The following is an 18,446-nucleotide window of genomic DNA, read 5'->3' as shown; positions in this document are numbered from 1 at the left end:
GCCTCCCCCGCAGGAGGGAAGGTCAGCGGGCCCGCCAGCCCAGGTTCAGAATCGACTGGTTCAGCTCGTGATAGGCAGGCCGGATGTCCTCCAGGTACCGGCTAAGCCACTCCCCGCGTGCCGAGGACACCGGTTCGGGCCCGGCGCCTGCCTCCAGCCACGACACCCTGGACACGTTGTCCACCGCCATCCGCCACCAGCGGTTGGCCCGCTCCTCAGTGGTCTGCTCGCGTTGGGCCGCCTGCTCGATCTCGGCTTTTGCTCCCGCGATCGCGCCGTCGAGTTCCTCGGCCCGTGCCAGCTCCCAGGACCGCAGGTCGTCCGCGGACTTACGGGCCAGCGCGACGATTTCCTTGTAGCGCAAGGCGGCACTCTCAGTCATCGTGCTCCTCCGCTTCCGGCCGGTGGAACGGAATGATCACTTCCGGCGATGCGTGTGTGCTGCGGTCGAAGAACAACGCCCTTCCCGACCGCGGCGACCAGTGCACCACCTGCCCGGCGGAGAACGGACTGAGCTCATTTCCCTGGACGTCCAGTGCCGCCCACGCGCCGATGTCGTCGGTCCCGCCGAACCCGAGGGTGTCCTTGAGTCTTGCGGTTCCGCGCCACCAGCCGATTACGTGCAGGCCGTTCGACGGTCCCTGCTTGAGCAGCGCTCGCAGGTGGTCCAGGCCGCTCTGCTGGCCGGGTGCCTTCTGCTCCAGCGCGGGCAGGGCCGCGTCCGCACCGTAGAGCACGAGCATCCGCCGAATCGCCCCCGAGCCGAGGTCGCCCGCGAGTGCGCTCACCCTGGCAGGCAGGTCGGATCCGGGAACGACCTCCACCTTGTGCCCCGTCGTGGCGAGCCAGTCGGCCAGTTCGTTCACCGCAGGCTCGCACGACTCCACCAGGCACGTCAGCACGAACTCCACATCGCCCTGCCGGAACTGGTTGGCGAGCGAGCGGGTGGCGGAGTCCAGAATGGACACGGCCTCCTTCGTCGCGGTGCCGAGCACGGCGACGTTGCGCCCCGGCGCGCCGGACAGTTCGACGCCCTGCGCGACCTCGGCGACGTCGATCGACTGCCCGAGCAGTGCCCGTGGACGGGCCACGGGCACGAGCGAGGTGAACGCCGTGGCCTCCTCCAGTAACGGCGCGTGTGCGCCGTCGAAGAGCCGGGGCTGCTGGTGCCCACTCGCGTAGCGTTCCCACAGCCGTTGCTGGAGTCCGGGAAAGACGCCCTTCGCGCTGGCATCGGGAATGTGCGCGAGCTGGTTGCCGTGTGCGACGCCGGAGTCGTGGTTGATCACCGCATGCCAGCGGGGCGCGGCGACCGCTGCCTGGTTGGCCTCGGCCAGCACACGGCGAGCCTTGGGCATCGCGATCCGCAGGGTGCACTGTTCGAACACCGCGGGCTTGCCCCAGAACGCCTCGATCCCAGCGACGTCCTGACTGGCCAGTACCAGGTGGATGCCCTGCGAACGGCCACGTCGGGCGATGTCCTCCAGCAAGGAGGTCGCGAGCGCGGTCACCGTGTCCCGCCCGGCGAACAGGTACTGGAACTCGTCGATCACCGCGACGATGCGCGGCCAGTGTCCCTCCGGGTCCTGTTCGCGCAGCTCGGCCAGGTTGGTCACCTCGTGGTCCTTCGCCGCGGCCGAGCGCCTGCGCAGCTCGTCGGCGAGGAACCGGAGCAACGCGAGACCGAACTCGCGGTCGGTGTTCACGTTGACCCCGACCAACCGGGCATGCGGCAGCCAGCTCGCGTCCTTGCGGCCGGGGGCCAGGCCGGCGAAGGAGACACCCTCCTTGAAGTCGAGCAGGTACAGCGCGAGCTCGTCCGGGGAGTAGCGGGCCGTGAGGCTGCCGAGCATGGAGTAGAGGAAGTTCGTCTTGCCGGATCCGCTTGGCCCGCCGATCAGCACGTGCGGGCTGGCGTCGCCGATCACGACCTCGACCGCCTCGCCTTCGTAGAAGCCCACCGGAGCCCGCAGTTCGCGCCCCGAGTGTTCCTGTCCGAGTTCGGCGGGCAGCAGATCGGCGAACGAGCGTGGGCCGCCCTGCTTGGCGATGAGTGCCTCGGCGATCCTGGCCGCCGCGCGATTCACCTGCCCGCCGGGAAGTGGCGGGTCCAGCTGCACCACGAGGTCGGTGCCCGTCATGCTGCAGACGGCACGCCGCTCGTCGATCAGGCTGATCGACTCCACCGAACCGCCGAGCGCGGTCGGCACGTCCACCAGAACGAGTGAGATACCGGCCGCCAGCGCCCCGCTCGCCACGCGCTTGAGATCGCGCAGCTGTTCGGGTTGCAACGGTTCGCCGTTGCCGTAGAGCACGGCGATCCGCCACGGCTCGACCCGTTTCCCGGTGGCCTTGCGCATCGACTGCAGCGACGTGTGACCCGCCTGCATCGTGTATGCGTGGATCCGGCGGATGTGCCCGGCCAGCTCGTCGAGCAGGTCGACAAGGCGGGTGGGGTCGTGCACGGTGAGCGCGCTGGTGCGGCCGAGCGCGTAGAAGTTCGGCAGGACCGCGGTGAGCTGTCCGACGTCCCAGAGATGCACCCGGACCGCACCGGGCTCGAACGTGCTGAGCACCCTGGTCAGCAGGTTCTCGACCAGCGCGTCGACGCTCGCCCTCGGCTGGGTCGTGGCGCCGGGTGGCGCCGAGGTGATGCTGATGTGCGACTCACCGAGCAGTGGGACGGCGACATCGAAGGTCAGCTCGACGCCCGCCGTCTGGCCCGCGCTGGAGCCGTCCACCGTGGCTGAGCCGATGCGCCACAACTCCGGCGTGGTGACGCCGCTGTAGCTGCCGACCCGGCCCAGCCAGTCGCCGGGCGGCCTGCCCGCCGGTCCCGGTGCGCTTGCCGCCACCAGTTCACGCAGCCGGTTCGGGCCGTCTCCCCACTCGGTGTAGAACTGCCGGCGCACGGTGTCGAGCCAGGACAGCACGCCGGACATCGCCGGATCCCCGGCCTGTTCGGCGATCGCCGGATCGCCCGCCGATCTGTCGATTCCCGCGCGGACGATGCGTTGCTCCAGCTCGAGCTTCGCGAGTTCGGTCTCGGCGGCGATCCTGGCGTTCGCCGCCGAGCCGAGTGCGAGCCCGAGCTGGTGGCGCAACTGGTCGAGTGCGGTGACCACCCTGGCCCGTTGCTCGCTGGCCTTCCTGCCCATCAGACCATCTCCAAGGCCACGCGCTTAAAGGCGTGCTTCGTAGCGGTTCAGCAGGTCATCGGCACTGCTCAGCCGATCGCCGTGGGTGTCGACCTGGTCGAGTGCCAGCGCCAGCTGCGGCGGCAGCCACGGCTGGGCCTGCGCCTGGGCGTCGACCAGTGCGCGGCGGGACTCCTCCAGCAGTTCGCGCGCCCTTTCGGTATGCGCGCGAGCGTCGGTGAGCCTGCCGTGCACCGTGGCGAGCAACTGGTGCAGCTGGTCCAGAGACATCGATTTCTAGAGCCTGGCGGAGTAGGAGTCGGCCGAGGAGATGCAGGCCTGGATGGTGCTCTGCGTGCCGTTGATCCCCTGGAGGGCTTCGGCGAGCAGTCCGTGAGCCTGATTCACCTCCTCCTGGGTGCTACCCGTGGTGGCCGCGGTCAGCGACTGCTGCGCCTCCTCGAGGGACTGGGCGGCCTGCTGCAGGGCGGCGATGCTGGCGGAAGCCTTCTCGTTCGCGAGGGCGATCCCCGCGCGGATCTCTTCCACTCCGGGCATGGGGCGTGCTCCTTGAGGTGTGGTGTCGGCGTTACAAACTTAGCGTTACCGGCCGACTCCGGACAGATGCAGGTGGGGTAGAGAACCATCTATTGGGTGACCATCGGTGAGGGTTGAGCGGGCGCGGGTGTTCCTGCTCGACCCGGAACCGCCCCGCTGTGGTGAGCAGGGCCGCGTGATGAGACGGAAGAGACAGTAGTGGGTGCGGTGACCGGGTCGACAACGGCCCGGTCGGGGCGCACACGCGTTTGTCCGCCGGTTCATCCGACAGGCCAGGGGGCACCGCGCCGGAAATTGCGGCCGAGACGACAGAACGCCGGGCGGCCCTGGGGCCACCCGGCGTTCTGCCTGCTGGAGAGCGGAGGATACGGGATTCGAACCCGTGAGGGCTTTTACACCCAACACGATTTCCAATCGTGCGCCTTAGGCCGCTCGGCCAATCCTCCGCCGAAGAGGCTACCGGATGCCTTGGGGACCAGCGGATACGGGGTGTGAGCTCGGGCTGTTCAGGAGCAGGAGACCGGTACGCCGAGTTCCGGGATGCGTGGACCGTAGCGGGCCAGCAGGTCCGCGTTGCGCTCGTCGCCGCCGGGCACGTTCGAGCTCGTCCACAGGGGCAGTTCGAGCCCTTCCGCCGTCGCGAGGTCATCGAGTTCGGCGAGCACCAGCGTCCAGAGGTAGGCGCCGAGCATCGTGGAGACTGCGGACGTCCGGGCGGCTCGCTCGGGATACACGACGTCGCCAGGTGGTACGGCGGTGTCCAGCACGACCGTGGCATGGTCGGCGGTCCGGCTGCCGGAGCGGTCGTTCGCCTGCGCCGAGGCGATCAGTGAGGTGACCGCGATCACCGGCACGCCCGATGCTGCGGCCTCAGCGGCGATCTCGACCGGGTACGGATTTCGCCCACTTGTGGAGAACACGACCACCGCGTCGTGAGGCTGTGGGGCGGCCGCGTGCAGGACCGCGGCGCCCCGGCCGGGCTCTCGTTCGGCCATCGTGCTCGGTACCGCTCCGGTCAATGGCAGCACCGGTGGTTCCCAAAGCGGCCGTACCGGCGCGAGGCCACCTGCGCGGTAGAACGTCTCGCACACCATCGCGAGTGAGTGGCCTGCTCCGGCGGTGTGGATGATGCCGTCCGCGCGGATCGTCCTGAACAGCAGCGCCGCCGCATCGGCGATCGGGCCGGTTCGCGCGTTGTCCACCTCGTCGAGCAGTTCGCGAACTCGTTTCCCCGCACCCTCGGCCATCGGCAGGCGCCTCCTTCGTTACAGCGGCCACAGTGGACGGTCGTCGACCGTGGGGCGCTGGCAACGTTAGAGAGCGTCCCGCGATTTGTCCAGACCAATAATGGGCGCGTCCCTCCTGCGTGCGTGTACGCATTCGACGGCGACGTGCGCGAGTCCGAGCGCCGCGAAGACACCCGCGAGCGCGAGATGCAGTGTGTCGCGTGAGTTCAGCAGCCAGAGCACGAGCCAGACCGCCATGCACGAGAAGTGGACGCCCGCGTAGAAGAACACCGGGCGCGGCAGGCGTGGGAGGTAATGCCAGAGTTGCCGGCCGTTCGTGCCAGCAGTCACTCTGTTCATGGTTCCTCCTGTCTGCGGCAACCGTGGTATCGGCGGTGCGGAGCAAATGGTTACGACGCGAACCAGACAGAAATCAGACAATCAGTACGAGCGGTATCTGTGCGCGGGTCTGAGTCCGATCAGGTAGAAGTCCCTGTAAGCCAAGAAATCGCAGTACGAAACTCACCTACATACCGGCCGGTCGGACATCGACCTGCTGAAGTTCTGGGCACCGTGTCGCGTGCGCCTGTCCGTGACCGTTCTCACGCTGCCCGGTTGCGTGAGCGGGCCTACTCGGAGGCCGAGGCCGACGCTGGGTCCAGCATGGTCACGGCGAGGCCCTGCGGGAGCGGGGCGTCCGGGGCCACCTTGATCCCGCGCTCGACGAGAAAGTCCGCGAGCAGAGTCCAGATCCCACGGACGAGAGCGGCGCCGAACTCCTCGGGCGTAAGGCACTCCGGCTTCGCCAGCCAGCGTCCGATCGCGGCTTCGGCGAACGCGACGACGCCGAAGGCGAGCGGCCCGGTTCCTCGTACGTCGCGACCGGCCGTCTCCAGCACTGTCTTCAGCAGCCTGCTCAGACGCACCGCAAGGGTGCCGGTGAAGTCGGTCAGCGCGTCGGAGCGGTCGGGTGGGGCACCGGTGTGGGCCGGGGCAGAGTGTTTGGCCAGGTATCGGTACAACGCGGAATGTGTGGTGAGCCAACGCACGATCGTGTCCACCGCGCCGGTGATGAGCTCGAGCGGCGAGCGGCCCCCCTGCCAGATGGGCGAGAGATCGGCGGTGAGGCGTTCCAGGATGCGGCGGCAGACCGCCTGCTGCAGGTCCGCCTTGCCGTCGAAGTGCCGATACAGCCGGGGCCGGGGCACGCCCGCGTGCGCGGCGATCTGTTCGGTGAGCACGTCGGGACCGTGCTCCTCGATCGCGGCGATCGCGGCCTCGACGAACTCCGCGCGCCTGCGTTCCCGCTGGCCTTCCCAGCGCGCGGCGCGCCCGTCCTTGACCGTGTTGGCTCGTTCGGGCATCAGCCGAACTTACCTCTCCCGGCGCGGATTGGCGGAAACCAACCGGTCAGCGGGGCCGCCACGCCAAGCGGGTGACCGCCGCCAGGACGGCCACAACGGGATGTGTCCTTCGCTGCCTGCTCCGAGTGTCCGGCGCGGTCTCGGGCATGGCCTGGTAGGCGGCCAGGTGCGTGAGTGTGCGCATCGTGCGTGGTGCGAGCCGGTCGGCGAACTCCGCGGCGGTTCCCGCGGGCAGGTTGAGCACCTCTCGCCTGGTCCGCAGGGCTCGCACGACCAGGCCTGCTGCCTGCTCGGCGCTCAGCGACCGGACCCTTCGGTAGACCTTCGCGCTCGGCGCGCTCATCGCGGTTCGCACGAGTGGAAGTCGGACGGAGCTGAACGTGATCCCCGCTGCGAGCAAATCCCTGCCCGCGACCTTGCCGAACTCGTCCAGGGCGGCCTTCGAGGACAGGTAGGCGGAGAAGCGGGGCGTGTGGTTCTGCAGACCCTGGGTGGTGACGTTGACGACGTGCCCGAAGCGCTGCTCGATCATCGGGGGTAACAGCGCGAATGTCAGGCGCAGCGGGGCGAAGTAGTTCAGTGCCATCGTGCGTTCGTAGTCGTGCATCCGGTCGGTCGACAGCGCGACCGATCGACGTATCGAGCGTCCCGCGTTGTTGACCAGCATGTCCACCGGGCCGTGCTCGGCGAGTATCCGCTTGACCATCGCGTCGACCGCCTCGGCGTCGGTCAGATCGCAGGGATACACGGCGGCGCTGCCACCTGTCGAGGTGATCTGCGCGCGGACGGCCTCGAGCTCCTCACCGCGCCGCGCCACCAGCAGCACCGTGGCTCCTTCGCTGGCCACCGCTACGGCGACGGCCCGCCCGATGCCTGCCGAGGCCCCGGTGACCAGCACCGTTCGTCCTCGGATCGCCGGTCCGCGCCGCGCCCTGTCTACGTCCAGGTGCTCGGCCCAGTACCGGTAGAGCCGTCCCGCGTACTTCTGCAACGGTGGGCACCTGAGGCCGGATCCGGCCAGCGCCGCGCGGGTGGCGGTGGTGTCGAACTCCACCGGGGTGCTGAGGACCGGCAGCACCTCGGCGGGGATGCCGACTTCCTCGATCATCGCCGCGATCGCCCGGTGCGGCAGCGTCCGCCGCTTGCCGGTTCGGGTCAGCGCGCGTCCTGCCCTGCGCAGCCGAGCCGAGAGGTCGACAGGCAGAGTCGCCACGATCCGCGGCCCGCCCGCCGCTGCGGAGAAGGCGTTGTGTACCTCGGTAAGCGATTGGGGCCGAGGCGCGGCAAGGTGGTAGGTGGCGCCGGACTCCGCCTCGATGTGCATCAGGTGTTCCATCGCATCGACCACGTAGTCGACCGGGACGATGTTGGAGTCGCCGAGACGGGGTGCGATCAGCGGCAGGCGGGACGGCAGCAGGCCGAGTTTCGCGAAGGCGGGGAGGAAGAAGTACGGACCGTCCACTTTGTCCATCTCGCCGGTGACGGAGTCGCCGACGACGGCTGCGGGCCGGTACACGCGGTAGCGGGTTCCGCTCTGTTCGCGCACCAGTTTCTCGGCCGCGAACTTCGTCGCGTGGTAGGAGGTCGGCAGCCGCTGGCCGAGATCGAAGTCGCTTTCGGTGAATCGGCCTTCGTGCTCGCCCGCGACAGCGATGGACGACACGTGATGCAGCCAGCGCGCCTGTGCCCGCGCGGCGAAGGCGAGCACGTTGCGGGTGCCGGTGACGTTGGCCTGCTCGTTGAGCTGGGTGTCCGCGGTCAGGTCGTAGACGGCACCGAGGTGGACGACGTGGTCGATCGGAGTCCGTAGTCCCGCAGGGTCGACGCCGAGGTGGTCGGTGGTGAGGTCGCCGATGACGGGTACGACGAGATCCGGGTGCGGCCACTGCTCGGTCAGTTCGGCCAGCCGGTGCCTGGATTGCTCGCGTACCAGCACATACACCGCTTCGCAGTCCGGGCGGGACAGCAGTCGCCGGATCAGTCTGCGACCGAGGAACCCGGTCCCACCCGTCACGAAGTAGCTGCCCACCTTCGCCTCCCTGTTCGCCGACCTGTCGATCGCGGCAGTCTAGCAAGTGTGTGGAACTTTGTGTATCACTAACTTTCGTCCGGGCACGCGAAGCCAACTATTCGCCAACCTGGCCCCAATCGAATTCGGTGAAATTATGGGAACTGCGCGATTCGGAGTACCGGATATGAATGCCGGGAAAAAGGTGTCACCGAAATATGGTCGAAGTGTTGCTCACGACGCTAGCGTCTGTTTCCGCTCGTCACTGTGACAGGTGCCGGCGAATCCCTTTTTTCGAGAGGACAGTTATGTCTCGCTCCCTGCGAAAGAACCCCACTGCCCTTGTCTCCGCTGCCGCCGTGCTGGGTGGCCTCCTGCTTGGCTCGGAAGCCACCGCCGTCGCCGCGCAGCCGGAGAACGACCGGACTGTCGACTACCGCGGATACTCGGTGCAGGTGCCCGCGGACTGGTCGGTGGTGGATCTGGAGGCCCGACCCGAAACCTGCGTGCGGTTCGACACCCCGACCGTTTATCTCGGCAGGCCCGGCGACCAGTCGGCCTGCGCCGGAAACACGGTCGGCAGGACCGCCGGCCTGCTCCTGCAGCCACTCGACGCACCCGCGCTGTCGGCCGCGGAGGGTGCGCCGGTGCACGCCGAGCGGGGCAGCGCCCAGCCAACGGGCACCGAACTCGACCCTGCCCGCCCCGCGTGGCGGGACGGGAGCTTCGAGCTCGCTGTCGAAGGAGCGGGGGTGCTCGCAACGGCAGTGCACAACGGTACTGACGCCGCGGTGGTGGCCGAGGTGCTGAAATCCGCTTCGCTCACCGATGCCGCCCGCCCCTCCGCCGCGCCGCAACCTCGGTCCACAGGGGACGTCGGCGCGGCGGCGGTCGCCGCGCAGCCGGGAACGTACAAGGGCAAGGGATTCGACGCCTGTGCCGCGCCGTCGAACTCTGCGATGGACGCCTGGCTGTCGTCTCCCTACCGCGCGATCGGCGTCTACACCAGCGGCGGCAGCCGCGCCTGCGGTCAGAGCAACCTCACCGCGAACTGGGTCAGCAGGCAGGTCGGAAAGGGCTGGAAGCTGACGCCGATCCACGTCGGCCCGCAGGCACCGTGCACCAATTACCGGTCCCGGTTCTCGTCCAACCCGACCACGGCGAAGCAGCAGGGCGTCGAGCAGGCGGACATCGCGGTGGACGCGGCGAAGCGCCTCGGGCTGCCCGCCGGAAGCGCCATCTACCTGGACATCGAGGCCTACTCGCGTGGCGGCAGCTGCACGACCGCGGTGCTCTCGCACACCTCGGGCTGGACCGAGCGCCTGCACCAGCACGGCTACCTCTCCGGCTTCTACTCCAGCGGGGCCTCCGGCATCACCGACATGAACAACCACCACGGCAGCAGCACCTACACCCTGCCGGACCACCTCTGGGGAGCCTGGTGGAACGGCAAGGCGAACACCGACTTCGGCCCCTATCTCGATGCCGGGAAATGGGCACAAGGACAGCGGATCAAGCAGTACGTGGGTGAGGTCGGGGAAACGCACGGCGGGGTGCGGATCAGCATCGACCGCAACTACCTCGACGTCAGGGCGGGTACACCACCCGAGCCGACCGTCTGCGTCACCGCGCAGCTGAGCTTCGCCACCTATCCCGCGCTTGCCGCGGGCGCCGAGGGCGACCGGGTCATCGCCGCGCAGTGCCTGTTGCGGGCCAACGGTCACGACACCGGAGGCGAGCAGCCGAGCGGAAAGCTGGACGAGTCCACAATGGCCGCGGTGAAGGCCTTCCAGAACAAGGTCGGTCTGACGGCGGCGGGCACAGTGGACTCCCGCACGTGGACCGCGTTGCTCTCGGCCGGTAGCACCCCGCTGTTGAAGGACGGCAGCTCCGGGGCCGCCGTGTCCAGGCTGCAGCGGGCGCTCAACGCCGCCACCACCGCCAAGCTCTCAGTCGACGGTCAGTTCGGTCCGAACACCACGAGCGCGGTGCGGACCTACCAGTCCTCGAGGGGCCTCGGCGTGGACGGCATCGTCGGGCCGAACACCTGGAGCGCGCTGCAGGCAGGCAAGTGAGCGTGCGGGCGGGCGTACGGGCCCGATTGCGGCAAGCGGTCGCCATGATGGCGATGGCCGTGACCGGGGCAGCGATGCTGCAGGCAGTGACGCCACAGATCGCACAGGCGGCACCTGCGCCCGCCCGCATCGCACTGGCCTACTACCCGGGATGGATCCAGGACGAGCTGCCGCCGGAGGAGATCGACTACTCCGCGTGGACGCACATCATGCACTTCGGCATCTATCCCAACAGCGACGGCGGCCTCGGCTGGGACAACATGGAGGCCCAGTACCCGGCCGAGGCCGTCCGTGCCGCGCACGCGGCCGGGCGGAAGATCAATCTGGTGATCGGCAGTGACGGGGTCGGGGCCCGGTTCCAGGGCGCGACCCGCCCGGAGAACCTCGCGGTCTTCATCGATAACATCGTCGAGACCGTGACCACCCACGGGTACGACGGCGTGGACATCGACTGGGAGGAGGACCTGGTCGAGGACAGGTACATCGCCTTGATCAAGGGGCTGAGCCAGGCGCTCGACCGCGCCGATCCGACGCTCGAACTCACCACCGACGTGATCACGGCGTTCGTTTCACCTGCCGTGGCCGCCGAGATCGCCGACGACGTGGACTGGATAAACGTGATGTCCTACTGGAGTTGGTGGCGTGACGAGCTTTCGGCCTACACCGACGCGGGCATCGGGGCGAACAAGCTCGCAGTCGGCATCGGGCTCTACACCGGCACCGGCGACGAGGAGCCCTATCACGACGTCACCAAGGAGCGGGTTGCCGAGAAGACCGCCTACGCCACTGCCGGCGGTCACCGGGGCGTGCTGGCCTGGTCGCTGCAACACCTCGACGGCCAGGACGACCCTCGGCTGATGCCGCTGCGGGAATATGTCGGCGGGCAGGGCAAGGGCTGCGCGTCCGTCGGCCTGAACTACCCCGCGTATCCCGCGCTCACGGCGGGCACGAGCCGGGCGGAGGTGGCGGCGGCCCAGTGCCTGCTGGCCGCCGACGGCAGTTACGGCGGACGGGCCACCGGCACGATGGACACAGGCACCGTTTCGGCCACTCGCCGGTTCCAGGAGCGGACAGGACTGCCGGTCACGGGCACCGTGGCGGCGCGCACGTGGACAGCGTTGCTCGCTGCTGGGACGACGCCGCTGTTGCGTAGCGGTGCGAGTGGCGCGGCGGTGAGTCGGTTGCAACGGGCGCTGAACGCGGTGACGACGGCGCGGCTCGCCGTCGACGGGCAGTTCGGTCCGAACACCACGAGCGCCGTACGCGGTTATCAGACCTCGCGCGGTCTCGGCGCCGACGGAGTGGTCGGGGCGAAGACCTGGGCTGCGTTGCAGGCCGGAAGGGTCGCCGATGGTCGGAGCCAGTCTCCGTAGTGCGTAAAGGGGGTCGGAGGACCGCGCCCGGAAGGCGAAAAACTGCCGAAAGCCGGGTGGGGAGCCGAAGATCAGGACGGCTACGTTCGCGTCATGCGACTGTTGATCGTCGAGGACGAGCAGGATCTCGCCGGGGCACTGCACTCGGGACTGACTCGTGCGGGATATGCGGTGGATCTGGCGCCAACCGGACGCTGTGCGTGGGAGAAGGCCCAGGTTCACCGCTACGACGTGATCGTGCTGGATCTGAATCTGCCCGACATCGACGGTCTCGAACTCTGCGGGCAGCTCCGAGCGGACCAACCGGAGCCGGCGCCGAGAATCCTGATGCTGACCGCGCGCGGCAGCATGACCGATCGGGTGCGGGGACTCGACCAGGGCGCGGACGACTACCTGGTCAAGCCGTTCGCGCTGGCCGAGTTGCTGGCCCGGATCAGGGCCCTGCTCCGCCGCGACGTCAGCGGCGGAGACTGCCTGCTGCGGGTCGGTGAGCTGGAAATGGACACCGCGCGGATGACGGTGAACCTCGACGGCAGCCCGCTGGCCCTGACTCGCAAGGAGTTCTCCGTGCTGCGGTACCTGATGTCCCGTCCCGGACAGGTCGTCGGAGCGGAGGAACTGCTCGAACACGTGTGGGACGAGCACGCGAATCCGTTCACCGAGACCGTGCGGGTCACGGTCGGCACGCTGCGCAGGAAGTTGAAGGACGCTTGCCCGACCCAGCGCATTGATACGGTTATCGGTCGAGGCTATCGACTGGTGGATGCCTGATGATCCGTTCGGTTTTCCGTCCGAAATGGCCCGAGTGGACATCGACCATCCGGTTCCGGCTCACCGTGACCTATGCGGCCTGGCTGTTTCTGCTCACCGCGCTGCTGCTCGGTGTCCTTTATGCCGGAGTGTTCTCCTCGGTGCGCACCGACGAGGTCCCGGTGGTGACGCATTCGGTCAGTGTGACCCAGACGGCCGAGGGCCGCCTGGACCTGCAGCGGTGGCAACGGGAAACGCAGTACGCGACCGTGACCGCACTGCGGAACTATTCGCTCGTCGCGCTGCCTGCGCTGTTCGTGCTCAGTCTGGTGATCGGCTGGCGACAGGCGGGCCGGGTGCTGCGGCCCGTCAGGCGAATCACGGACACGGCGCGGGACATCAACTCCACAGATTTCTCCCGACGGATCGCCCTGGCCGGGCCAGAGGACGAGCTAAGCAGGCTGGCGGACACCATCGACGGGATGCTGGACCGGCTGGAGACGGCTTTCACCGACCAGCGCCGGCTGCTCGGTGACGCTTCCCATGAGCTGCGCAATCCGCTGGCGATCATCCAGATGAACCTGGATGCCGTCCTGGCCAGGGACGATGTGTCGGTCAACGAGCGGGCGCAGGCAGGACGGGTGGTTGGCAGGGCGGTCGAGCGGATGGACGGACTGGTCGAGGATCTTCTGGCCACCAGTCGCCGGGACGCCCTGGCCTTCACCGAGGTCGAAATCGATCTCGGCGAGGTGGCGGTCGCGGTGTGTGCCGAGTACCGGCTTCTCGCGGCGAACCGGGACATCACGCTCGTCGAACAGCAGGATGCGGAGGCCACAGTGATCGGGGACCCGGGGGCCTTGCGCAGGGCGCTGGCCAATCTGCTCAGCAACGCCGTGCGGGTCTCCCCGGACGGCAGCACCATCACGGTCCACATGGGATCCCGAAATGGCTGGTGCTGGCTGGCGGTGCGGGACGAAGGACCGGGTATCGATCCGGCGGATCAGGAACGGGTGTTTGACCGGTTCTGGCAGGCGGTGCCAACCGCGGGAACCACCGGACACAGCGGGCTGGGCCTGGCGATCGTGCGACAGATCGCGGAGGGCCACGGGGGAGAGGTGACCGTGAAGAGCGCACCGGGCGCGGGCAGCACCTTCGTTCTGTGGTTTCCGGAAGACCGCTTTACCGCGGTCGAGCGCGTGGCGCGACCGGTCGGCAACACGCTGCCCGAATCGCTGAGTGTCGTGCGCCGAGCGGTCACCCCGTCCCCGTGAGCCCGTCAGCGAATGACGCAGTCGGCCAGGATGTCGGCGACTCCGAGGTGGACCTTCAGCTGTTTGTGCAGCGAATACTGCCGCGCGGTGATGGTGCAGTCCTCACCGAGCTCCTCCTCGTAACGACGCAGTTCCTCCTCGACCCTGGTTTTGGACAACTTCTTCGCCTCCGCGGGATCCGGTGACACGACGAAAGTGATGAAGTTGCGCTCTCCGTCTACCGTCGTGTCGCCACGTACCGTGTTGACTCGCGGTTCGGAACCGGTGGCCGGTTCGGACACGGCTGCCGGGGCGACGGCCAGCGGCACCGCGATCGCCAGTGCCGTGGTGGCGAGCATCGTCCTCATTCGCATGAATACTCCAATTCGTCTGGAAACAACACGAGGAGTGCACCAGCAGGACGGGAAAGCCAGCCGAAAGCCCCGCCGCTCCCACCTGAGCGCCCAGGGCGTGTCTCCGATCGGGGATACCGCGAACGGCGACCGATATGCGATGGTTGGCGCGTGGCTGCCGAGCAGCGCGTCGCAAAGGAGCGGGCGGTCGAGCAAAGCATGGTGCTCGACGGTCTCCTTCGCGAGCGCGACGACCTGCTCGCGGTACTGGACCGGGTAGTCGCGTTGCACGGCACCGCGCAGCTGATCCGCGACACCGTCGGCGCCCACTCGGGCTTCGTGGCCGACCTGGACGGCCCCGGCGAGGCGGTCATCCGGTGGCTGTGCGGGAACCGGACCGGCAACCTGCAGAACCTGCGCGTGCCGGTCGGCCAGGGGGTCGGTGGCAGGGTGCTGGCGCTGGGCAAGCCGGCCCGGGTGTCCGACTACATCAGCTCGCCGACGATCACCCACCAGTTCGACGCGCAGGTCAGGGGTGAGGGCCTCGCCGCGATGGTGGCGGTGCCGATCCTCGACCGGCAGGGCGGCAAGCCGGAGACCGTCGCGATCGCCTACGCCGCACTGCGGGAGTCCGGTGACTTCGGCGACGACGCCGTGCGTGATCTCGAAGGCATCGCCGACCGCGCGGCCACCGCGCTGCGCCTGGCCGCGGTCGCGGAGAACACGAAGGACAACGCCGTTTCCGCCGAGCGCCGGCGGATGCAGAGCGCGTTGCACGACTCCGTGGGTGCGCTGTTGTTCTCCATCGGCGTCCAGGTTCGCGATCTGCATCAGTCCATTCAGGACAATCCGATGCTCGATCTCCGGCTGCGCAGGCTGGAGTCGGATGTGTCGGCCGCGTCCAGTGCCCTCAGGGAAGCGTTGCTCGCGCTGTCCGAGACCAGCCCGGAGCGGGCACTGCCGGTGGAGATCGCCGAGCACACGCGGTCGTTCGAGGCGCGCTGCGGAGTCCCGGCCCGGTTCGTCCAGCTGGCTTCGGTGCCGCCGATGGACGCCGAGCGCACCGCGATGCTGGTCGCCGTGGTCCGGGAGGGTCTGCTGAACGTGGAGAAACACGCTCGCGCGGTCTCGGTGGTCGTGAGCATGGGCCCGTGTGACGACGGGGTCCAGGTCGTGGTGGCCGATGACGGCACCGGCGAGCAGGTCGAGGCGGGAGAGGGAACGGGGATGGGGGTGCGCTCGCTTGCGGAACGGGCAGCGCGACTGGGCGGGCACGTGAGCCTGGTACGCGACGACGACGGCGGCTGCACCCTGCGCGCCTGGCTACCCCTGCCATGCCGGTGAGCGCCACCGTGATGGTGGTCGACGACCACCCGGTGGTGCGGGACGGGGTCACCCTGCTGCTGCGTTCGGACCCGACGTTCACCGTGGTCGGCTCCGCCGAGTCCGGTCGCGCCGCGATCACCCGCGTCAGTGAACTGCTGCCCGACCTCGTGCTGCTCGACCTGCGGCTGCCGGACATGCTCGCGCCCGAGGTGATCGCCGGGCTGCGGCAGGCGTACGCCCCCGCGCGCATCGTGGTCTTCACCGCCCACGGCGATCACCAGGGAGTGATCGCGGCGCTGGAGGCCGGGGCGAACGGCTGCCTGCTCAAGGACGTCGCCGGTACCGATCTCGTCTCCGGACTGCGCCGGGTGCTGCGCGGGGAACGGGTTGTCGATCCGCGCATCCTGCCCGACGCCGGGCAGCGTTCCGACGCGCTCGCGCGAAGCGGGCTCACCCGGCGCGAGTACGAGGTGATCCGGCTCGCCGCACAGGGCAGGACGAACCCGGAGATCGCCGAGGCGACCGGGCTGACGCGCAACACGGTGAAGACCTACCTGCAGTCGGCCCTGCACAAGCTGGGCGCCCGCAACCGGGTCGAGGCGATCGGGAAGGCCAGCGAGGCCGGTCTGCTGTAACCAACGGCGGACGTTCCACGGCGCTACCTGGTACACCAGGTCTGAGTAAGATCGTTCCTTCGACGACGTAGTCGGTTGGAGCAGGGGATGGCGACCGGTGGCGAGACCACGCTGCGAGCGGGGCTGACGAGCTACGTCGGTCGCACGGCCGAGAGTGGTGAGATCCGGCGGCTGCTCGGTACCGCGCGGCTGGTCACACTCACCGGGCCGGGTGGCGTGGGCAAGACCCGTCTCGCCGCACAGGTCGCCACCACGGTCAGCCGCGCGTTCACCGACGGCGTCGTCGACGTGGCACTGGCCGAGGTGCGGGATGCCCGCCTGCTCACCGGCCTGCTCGCCCACCGGCTCGGCCTGTACGACCAGTCGAACCAGTCCAGGGTCGACGCGGTTCTCGACCACCTGCGGGAGCAGCGGGTGCTGCTGGTGCTGGACAACTGTGAGCACCTGGTCGACGGCTGCGCGGAGCTGGTCAGCACGCTGCTGCGCTGGTGCCCGCACCTGGTGGTGCTGACCACCAGCCGCAGATCTCTCGGGGTGGCGGGTGAGCACGTGCTGACCGTGCCGCCGCTGACCCTGCCGCCCGATGACCTGCCGTCCCCGGGTGATCTCCTGGCCTACGACGCCGTGCGGCTGTTCGTCGAGCGGGCGAGGTCGATGTGCTCCTCCTTCCGCCTGACCAGTGACAACGGTCAGGACGTCGTGCGGGTGTGCCGTCAGGTGGACGGTCTGCCACTGGCCGTCGAACTCGCGGCGGCCCGCATCCGGGCGCTGTCGCCGAGACAGATCGCCGACCGGCTGGACGACCGCCTCGCGCTGCTGTCCACCGGGGAGCACGGCGTGCCCGACCGGCAGCGGAGTCTGCGGGCCACGGTGGACTGGAGCTTCGCGCTGTGCACCGAGGTGGAACGCGCGGTGTGGTCGCGGTGCTCGGTGTTCGCCGGATCGTTCGACCTGGCCGGTGCCGAGTACGTCTGCGCGGGCGAGGGCGTGCGGCGCGGCGAGGTGCTTGCCGCCGTCGACAGCCTGATCGACATGTCGGTGCTGCTGCGCGAGGAGAGCGGGCCGACGGTGCGGTACCGCATGCTGGAGGTGCTGCGCGACTACGGCCACGAGCGGCTGGTGGACAGGGGCGAGGAGGTGGTGCTCGCCCGCAGGCACCGGGACTACTACGACCAGCTGACCGAGAACGCGGACAACGAGTGGTTCGGGCCACGCCAGCTCGAGTGGATGGACCGGTTGCGCGCCGAGCACGCGAACCTGCGGGTCGCGCTGGCATGGTCGCTCCGTGCGCCTGGTGAGGCTTCCGCCGCGCTGCGCATCGCGACCCGCGTGTTCGAGTACTGGGCGATGCGCGGCTCTGCGAGGGAGGGGCGGGACTGGATCGATCGTGCACTGGCCGCCGTGCCGGACGAGACCGAAGGGCGGGCGATCGCGCTCAGCATGTCGGCGCTGTGCGCGCTGGTCCACTCCGATCTGCCGCTGGCCCGCGCGCGACTGGACGAGGCGGACAGGCTCGACGATCCGGAGGCGCACGCGCAGCTGACCTACGTGCGCAGCTTCGCGGCGATGATGAGCATCGAGCCTGCCGTCGAACTCGCCGCGGAGGCGGTGCGTGCCTTCGCCGCGAAGGCAGCCTCCGGTGGCAGATGCATCCGCTGTTCATCCAGGGCGTCTCGGTGGCCTACCGGGGAGATCTGGCGGCCGCGCGGGCGCTGTTGCGCCGGATGCTGTCGCTATCCGAGGACGCGGGCGAAAGCCACTACCGCTCGATGGCCCTGTTCGGGATCGGTGTCGTCGAGGTGTGGTTCGGCGACGTGGGCGTCGCCGAGGAGGCGATGGTCGAGGCACTTCGGATCGATCTGCGTTCCGGGGACAGGCTGGCCGCCGCCTACCGGGTCGACGGGCTCGCCTGGGTCGCCTCCCGGCAGGGCGAGCACGAACGGGCCGCGACGCTGTTCGGCGTCGCGGCGACCCTGTGGGAACGCTGCGGCGCGATCCCGGATGTCGCGGTGTCGATCCCGCACCGGCTGTTCCTCGATGCCACCCGCGACGCGCTGCGGGCCGAGCGGTTCGAGCGGGCCTTCGCCGAGGGCCGGTCGACGGCGCCGGAGGACGTGGCCTTGTGCCCGGATGACAGCCGTGCCGCCGGGGCACCACCGGCCGGCCTCTCGCTGTCCCCGCTGACCGGCAGGCAGGCGGAGGTCGCCGAACTGGTCGCGGGCGGGATGACCAACCAGGAGATAGCCCACCGCCTGGTCATCTCCCAGCGCACGGCCGCGACGCACGTCCAGCACATTCTGACGAAGCTGGACCTCACCAACCGCACCCAGCTCGCCGCCTGGGTGAACCAACGACACGCGGCCCACGGGAACTGATCCACGCGGGCCGCGC

The 18,446-nt window shown here is 69.1% G+C and carries 17 protein-coding genes and 1 tRNA gene; 8 read left to right on the top strand and 10 right to left on the bottom strand.

What is annotated here, in order from left to right; all coding sequences use genetic code 11:
* Positions 1–22: 22 nt before the first annotated feature.
* The 9 genes from BM199_RS00315 to BM199_RS00275 all read right to left on the bottom strand — a co-directional run bounded on the left by BM199_RS00315 (position 23) and on the right by BM199_RS00275 (position 8,314).
* The gene (locus BM199_RS00315; RefSeq protein ID WP_091667772.1) at positions 23–382 is read right to left on the bottom strand and encodes a hypothetical protein; all 360 of its coding nucleotides are present in this window, start codon (positions 380–382) and stop codon (positions 23–25) included.
* Positions 375–3,158 (bottom strand): FtsK/SpoIIIE domain-containing protein, encoded by a 2,784-nt coding sequence (locus BM199_RS00310; protein WP_091667769.1) that lies wholly within the window; start codon positions 3,156–3,158, stop codon positions 375–377. Before BM199_RS00310 ends, BM199_RS00315 begins: the two co-directional genes overlap by 8 nt.
* Positions 3,159–3,182: 24 nt before the next feature.
* A complete protein-coding gene (locus BM199_RS00305; protein ID WP_091667766.1) occupies positions 3,183–3,428 on the bottom strand; it encodes a hypothetical protein in 246 nt (81 codons plus the stop codon).
* Positions 3,429–3,434: 6 nt separating this feature from the next.
* Positions 3,435–3,695, bottom strand: a complete 261-nt coding sequence (locus BM199_RS00300) for a hypothetical protein (RefSeq protein ID WP_091667763.1) — start codon at positions 3,693–3,695, stop codon at positions 3,435–3,437.
* A gap of 359 nt (positions 3,696–4,054) precedes the next feature.
* Positions 4,055–4,141: transfer RNA gene (locus BM199_RS00295), tRNA-Ser, on the bottom strand.
* 60 nt (positions 4,142–4,201) lie between these two features.
* Positions 4,202–4,942, bottom strand: a complete 741-nt coding sequence (locus BM199_RS00290; RefSeq protein ID WP_177242417.1) for an SIS domain-containing protein — start codon at positions 4,940–4,942, stop codon at positions 4,202–4,204.
* Positions 4,943–5,008: 66 nt separating this feature from the next.
* Positions 5,009–5,281 carry a hypothetical protein gene (locus BM199_RS00285; RefSeq protein WP_091667760.1) on the bottom strand — a complete coding sequence of 91 codons (273 nt, stop codon included), beginning with the start codon at positions 5,279–5,281 and terminating at the stop codon, positions 5,009–5,011.
* Positions 5,282–5,550: 269 nt separating this feature from the next.
* Positions 5,551–6,285: a TetR/AcrR family transcriptional regulator gene (locus BM199_RS00280; RefSeq protein WP_091667757.1), complete on the bottom strand. Its 735-nt coding sequence runs from the start codon at positions 6,283–6,285 to the stop codon at positions 5,551–5,553.
* A 46-nt stretch (positions 6,286–6,331) separates the two neighbouring features.
* Complete coding sequence (locus tag BM199_RS00275) at positions 6,332–8,314, bottom strand: SDR family oxidoreductase (RefSeq protein ID WP_091667754.1); 1,983 nt, start codon at positions 8,312–8,314, stop codon at positions 6,332–6,334.
* A gap of 287 nt (positions 8,315–8,601) precedes the next feature.
* On the opposite strand from BM199_RS00275, the gene BM199_RS00270 reads away from it, so the two are divergent.
* The 4 genes from BM199_RS00270 (at position 8,602) to BM199_RS00255 (ending at position 13,762) form a co-directional block, all read left to right on the top strand.
* Positions 8,602–10,368 carry a glycoside hydrolase domain-containing protein gene (locus tag BM199_RS00270; RefSeq protein WP_218160269.1) on the top strand — a complete coding sequence of 589 codons (1,767 nt, stop codon included), beginning with the start codon at positions 8,602–8,604 and terminating at the stop codon, positions 10,366–10,368.
* On the top strand, positions 10,365–11,741 hold the full coding sequence (locus BM199_RS00265; protein WP_091667748.1) for a peptidoglycan-binding protein: 1,377 nt from the start codon (positions 10,365–10,367) through the stop codon (positions 11,739–11,741). Before BM199_RS00270 ends, BM199_RS00265 begins: the two co-directional genes overlap by 4 nt.
* 93 nt (positions 11,742–11,834) lie before the next feature.
* Positions 11,835–12,512: a response regulator transcription factor gene (locus BM199_RS00260; RefSeq protein ID WP_091667744.1), complete on the top strand. Its 678-nt coding sequence runs from the start codon at positions 11,835–11,837 to the stop codon at positions 12,510–12,512.
* Positions 12,512–13,762, top strand: a complete 1,251-nt coding sequence (locus tag BM199_RS00255; RefSeq protein ID WP_091667741.1) for a sensor histidine kinase — start codon at positions 12,512–12,514, stop codon at positions 13,760–13,762. Before BM199_RS00260 ends, BM199_RS00255 begins: the two co-directional genes overlap by 1 nt.
* 5 nt (positions 13,763–13,767) lie before the next feature.
* Here the strand turns inward: BM199_RS00255 and BM199_RS00250 are convergent, their stop codons facing one another.
* On the bottom strand, positions 13,768–14,115 hold the full coding sequence (locus BM199_RS00250; RefSeq protein ID WP_143101729.1) for a hypothetical protein: 348 nt from the start codon (positions 14,113–14,115) through the stop codon (positions 13,768–13,770).
* Between the two features lie 198 nt (positions 14,116–14,313).
* Here BM199_RS00250 and BM199_RS00245 point away from each other — a divergent pair, with 198 nt between their 5' ends.
* The 4 genes from BM199_RS00245 (at position 14,314) to BM199_RS34370 (ending at position 18,430) form a co-directional block, all read left to right on the top strand.
* Positions 14,314–15,438 carry a GAF domain-containing sensor histidine kinase gene (locus BM199_RS00245; protein WP_091667736.1) on the top strand — a complete coding sequence of 375 codons (1,125 nt, stop codon included), beginning with the start codon at positions 14,314–14,316 and terminating at the stop codon, positions 15,436–15,438.
* The gene (locus tag BM199_RS00240) at positions 15,429–16,055 is read left to right on the top strand and encodes a response regulator (protein ID WP_091667734.1); all 627 of its coding nucleotides are present in this window, start codon (positions 15,429–15,431) and stop codon (positions 16,053–16,055) included. Before BM199_RS00245 ends, BM199_RS00240 begins: the two co-directional genes overlap by 10 nt.
* A gap of 87 nt (positions 16,056–16,142) precedes the next feature.
* Positions 16,143–18,239 (top strand): ATP-binding protein, encoded by a 2,097-nt coding sequence (locus tag BM199_RS00235; RefSeq protein WP_245788049.1) that lies wholly within the window; start codon positions 16,143–16,145, stop codon positions 18,237–18,239.
* Positions 18,176–18,430: a response regulator transcription factor gene (locus BM199_RS34370; RefSeq protein ID WP_245788048.1), complete on the top strand. Its 255-nt coding sequence runs from the start codon at positions 18,176–18,178 to the stop codon at positions 18,428–18,430. The genes BM199_RS00235 and BM199_RS34370 overlap by 64 nt, the downstream gene beginning before the upstream one ends.
* The last annotated feature ends 16 nt before the right edge of the window (positions 18,431–18,446 follow it).

Origin of the sequence: Amycolatopsis marina, assembly GCF_900111885.1 — a bacterium.
Taxonomy (GTDB): domain Bacteria; phylum Actinomycetota; class Actinomycetes; order Mycobacteriales; family Pseudonocardiaceae; genus Amycolatopsis; species Amycolatopsis marina.
This window is presented reverse-complemented; position numbering and strand designations above follow the sequence as displayed.

What these genes read in the sequence shown, in the direction of transcription:
- BM199_RS00315 (WP_091667772.1), bottom strand. Translation starts at nt 382, where the DNA reads ATGACTGAGAGTGCCGCCTTGCGCTACAAGGAAATCGTCGCGCTGGCC.
- BM199_RS00310 (WP_091667769.1), bottom strand. Translation starts at nt 3,158, where the DNA reads ATGGGCAGGAAGGCCAGCGAGCAACGGGCCAGGGTGGTCACCGCACTC.
- BM199_RS00305 (WP_091667766.1), bottom strand. Translation starts at nt 3,428, where the DNA reads ATGTCTCTGGACCAGCTGCACCAGTTGCTCGCCACGGTGCACGGCAGG.
- BM199_RS00300 (WP_091667763.1), bottom strand. Translation starts at nt 3,695, where the DNA reads ATGCCCGGAGTGGAAGAGATCCGCGCGGGGATCGCCCTCGCGAACGAG.
- BM199_RS00290 (WP_177242417.1), bottom strand. Translation starts at nt 4,942, where the DNA reads ATGGCCGAGGGTGCGGGGAAACGAGTTCGCGAACTGCTCGACGAGGTG.
- BM199_RS00285 (WP_091667760.1), bottom strand. Translation starts at nt 5,281, where the DNA reads ATGAACAGAGTGACTGCTGGCACGAACGGCCGGCAACTCTGGCATTAC.
- BM199_RS00280 (WP_091667757.1), bottom strand. Translation starts at nt 6,285, where the DNA reads ATGCCCGAACGAGCCAACACGGTCAAGGACGGGCGCGCCGCGCGCTGG.
- BM199_RS00270 (WP_218160269.1), top strand. Translation starts at nt 8,602, where the DNA reads ATGTCTCGCTCCCTGCGAAAGAACCCCACTGCCCTTGTCTCCGCTGCC.
- BM199_RS00260 (WP_091667744.1), top strand. Translation starts at nt 11,835, where the DNA reads ATGCGACTGTTGATCGTCGAGGACGAGCAGGATCTCGCCGGGGCACTG.
- BM199_RS00255 (WP_091667741.1), top strand. Translation starts at nt 12,512, where the DNA reads ATGATCCGTTCGGTTTTCCGTCCGAAATGGCCCGAGTGGACATCGACC.
- BM199_RS00250 (WP_143101729.1), bottom strand. Translation starts at nt 14,115, where the DNA reads ATGCGAATGAGGACGATGCTCGCCACCACGGCACTGGCGATCGCGGTG.
- BM199_RS00245 (WP_091667736.1), top strand. Translation starts at nt 14,314, where the DNA reads ATGGTGCTCGACGGTCTCCTTCGCGAGCGCGACGACCTGCTCGCGGTA.
- BM199_RS00240 (WP_091667734.1), top strand. Translation starts at nt 15,429, where the DNA reads ATGCCGGTGAGCGCCACCGTGATGGTGGTCGACGACCACCCGGTGGTG.
- BM199_RS00235 (WP_245788049.1), top strand. Translation starts at nt 16,143, where the DNA reads ATGGCGACCGGTGGCGAGACCACGCTGCGAGCGGGGCTGACGAGCTAC.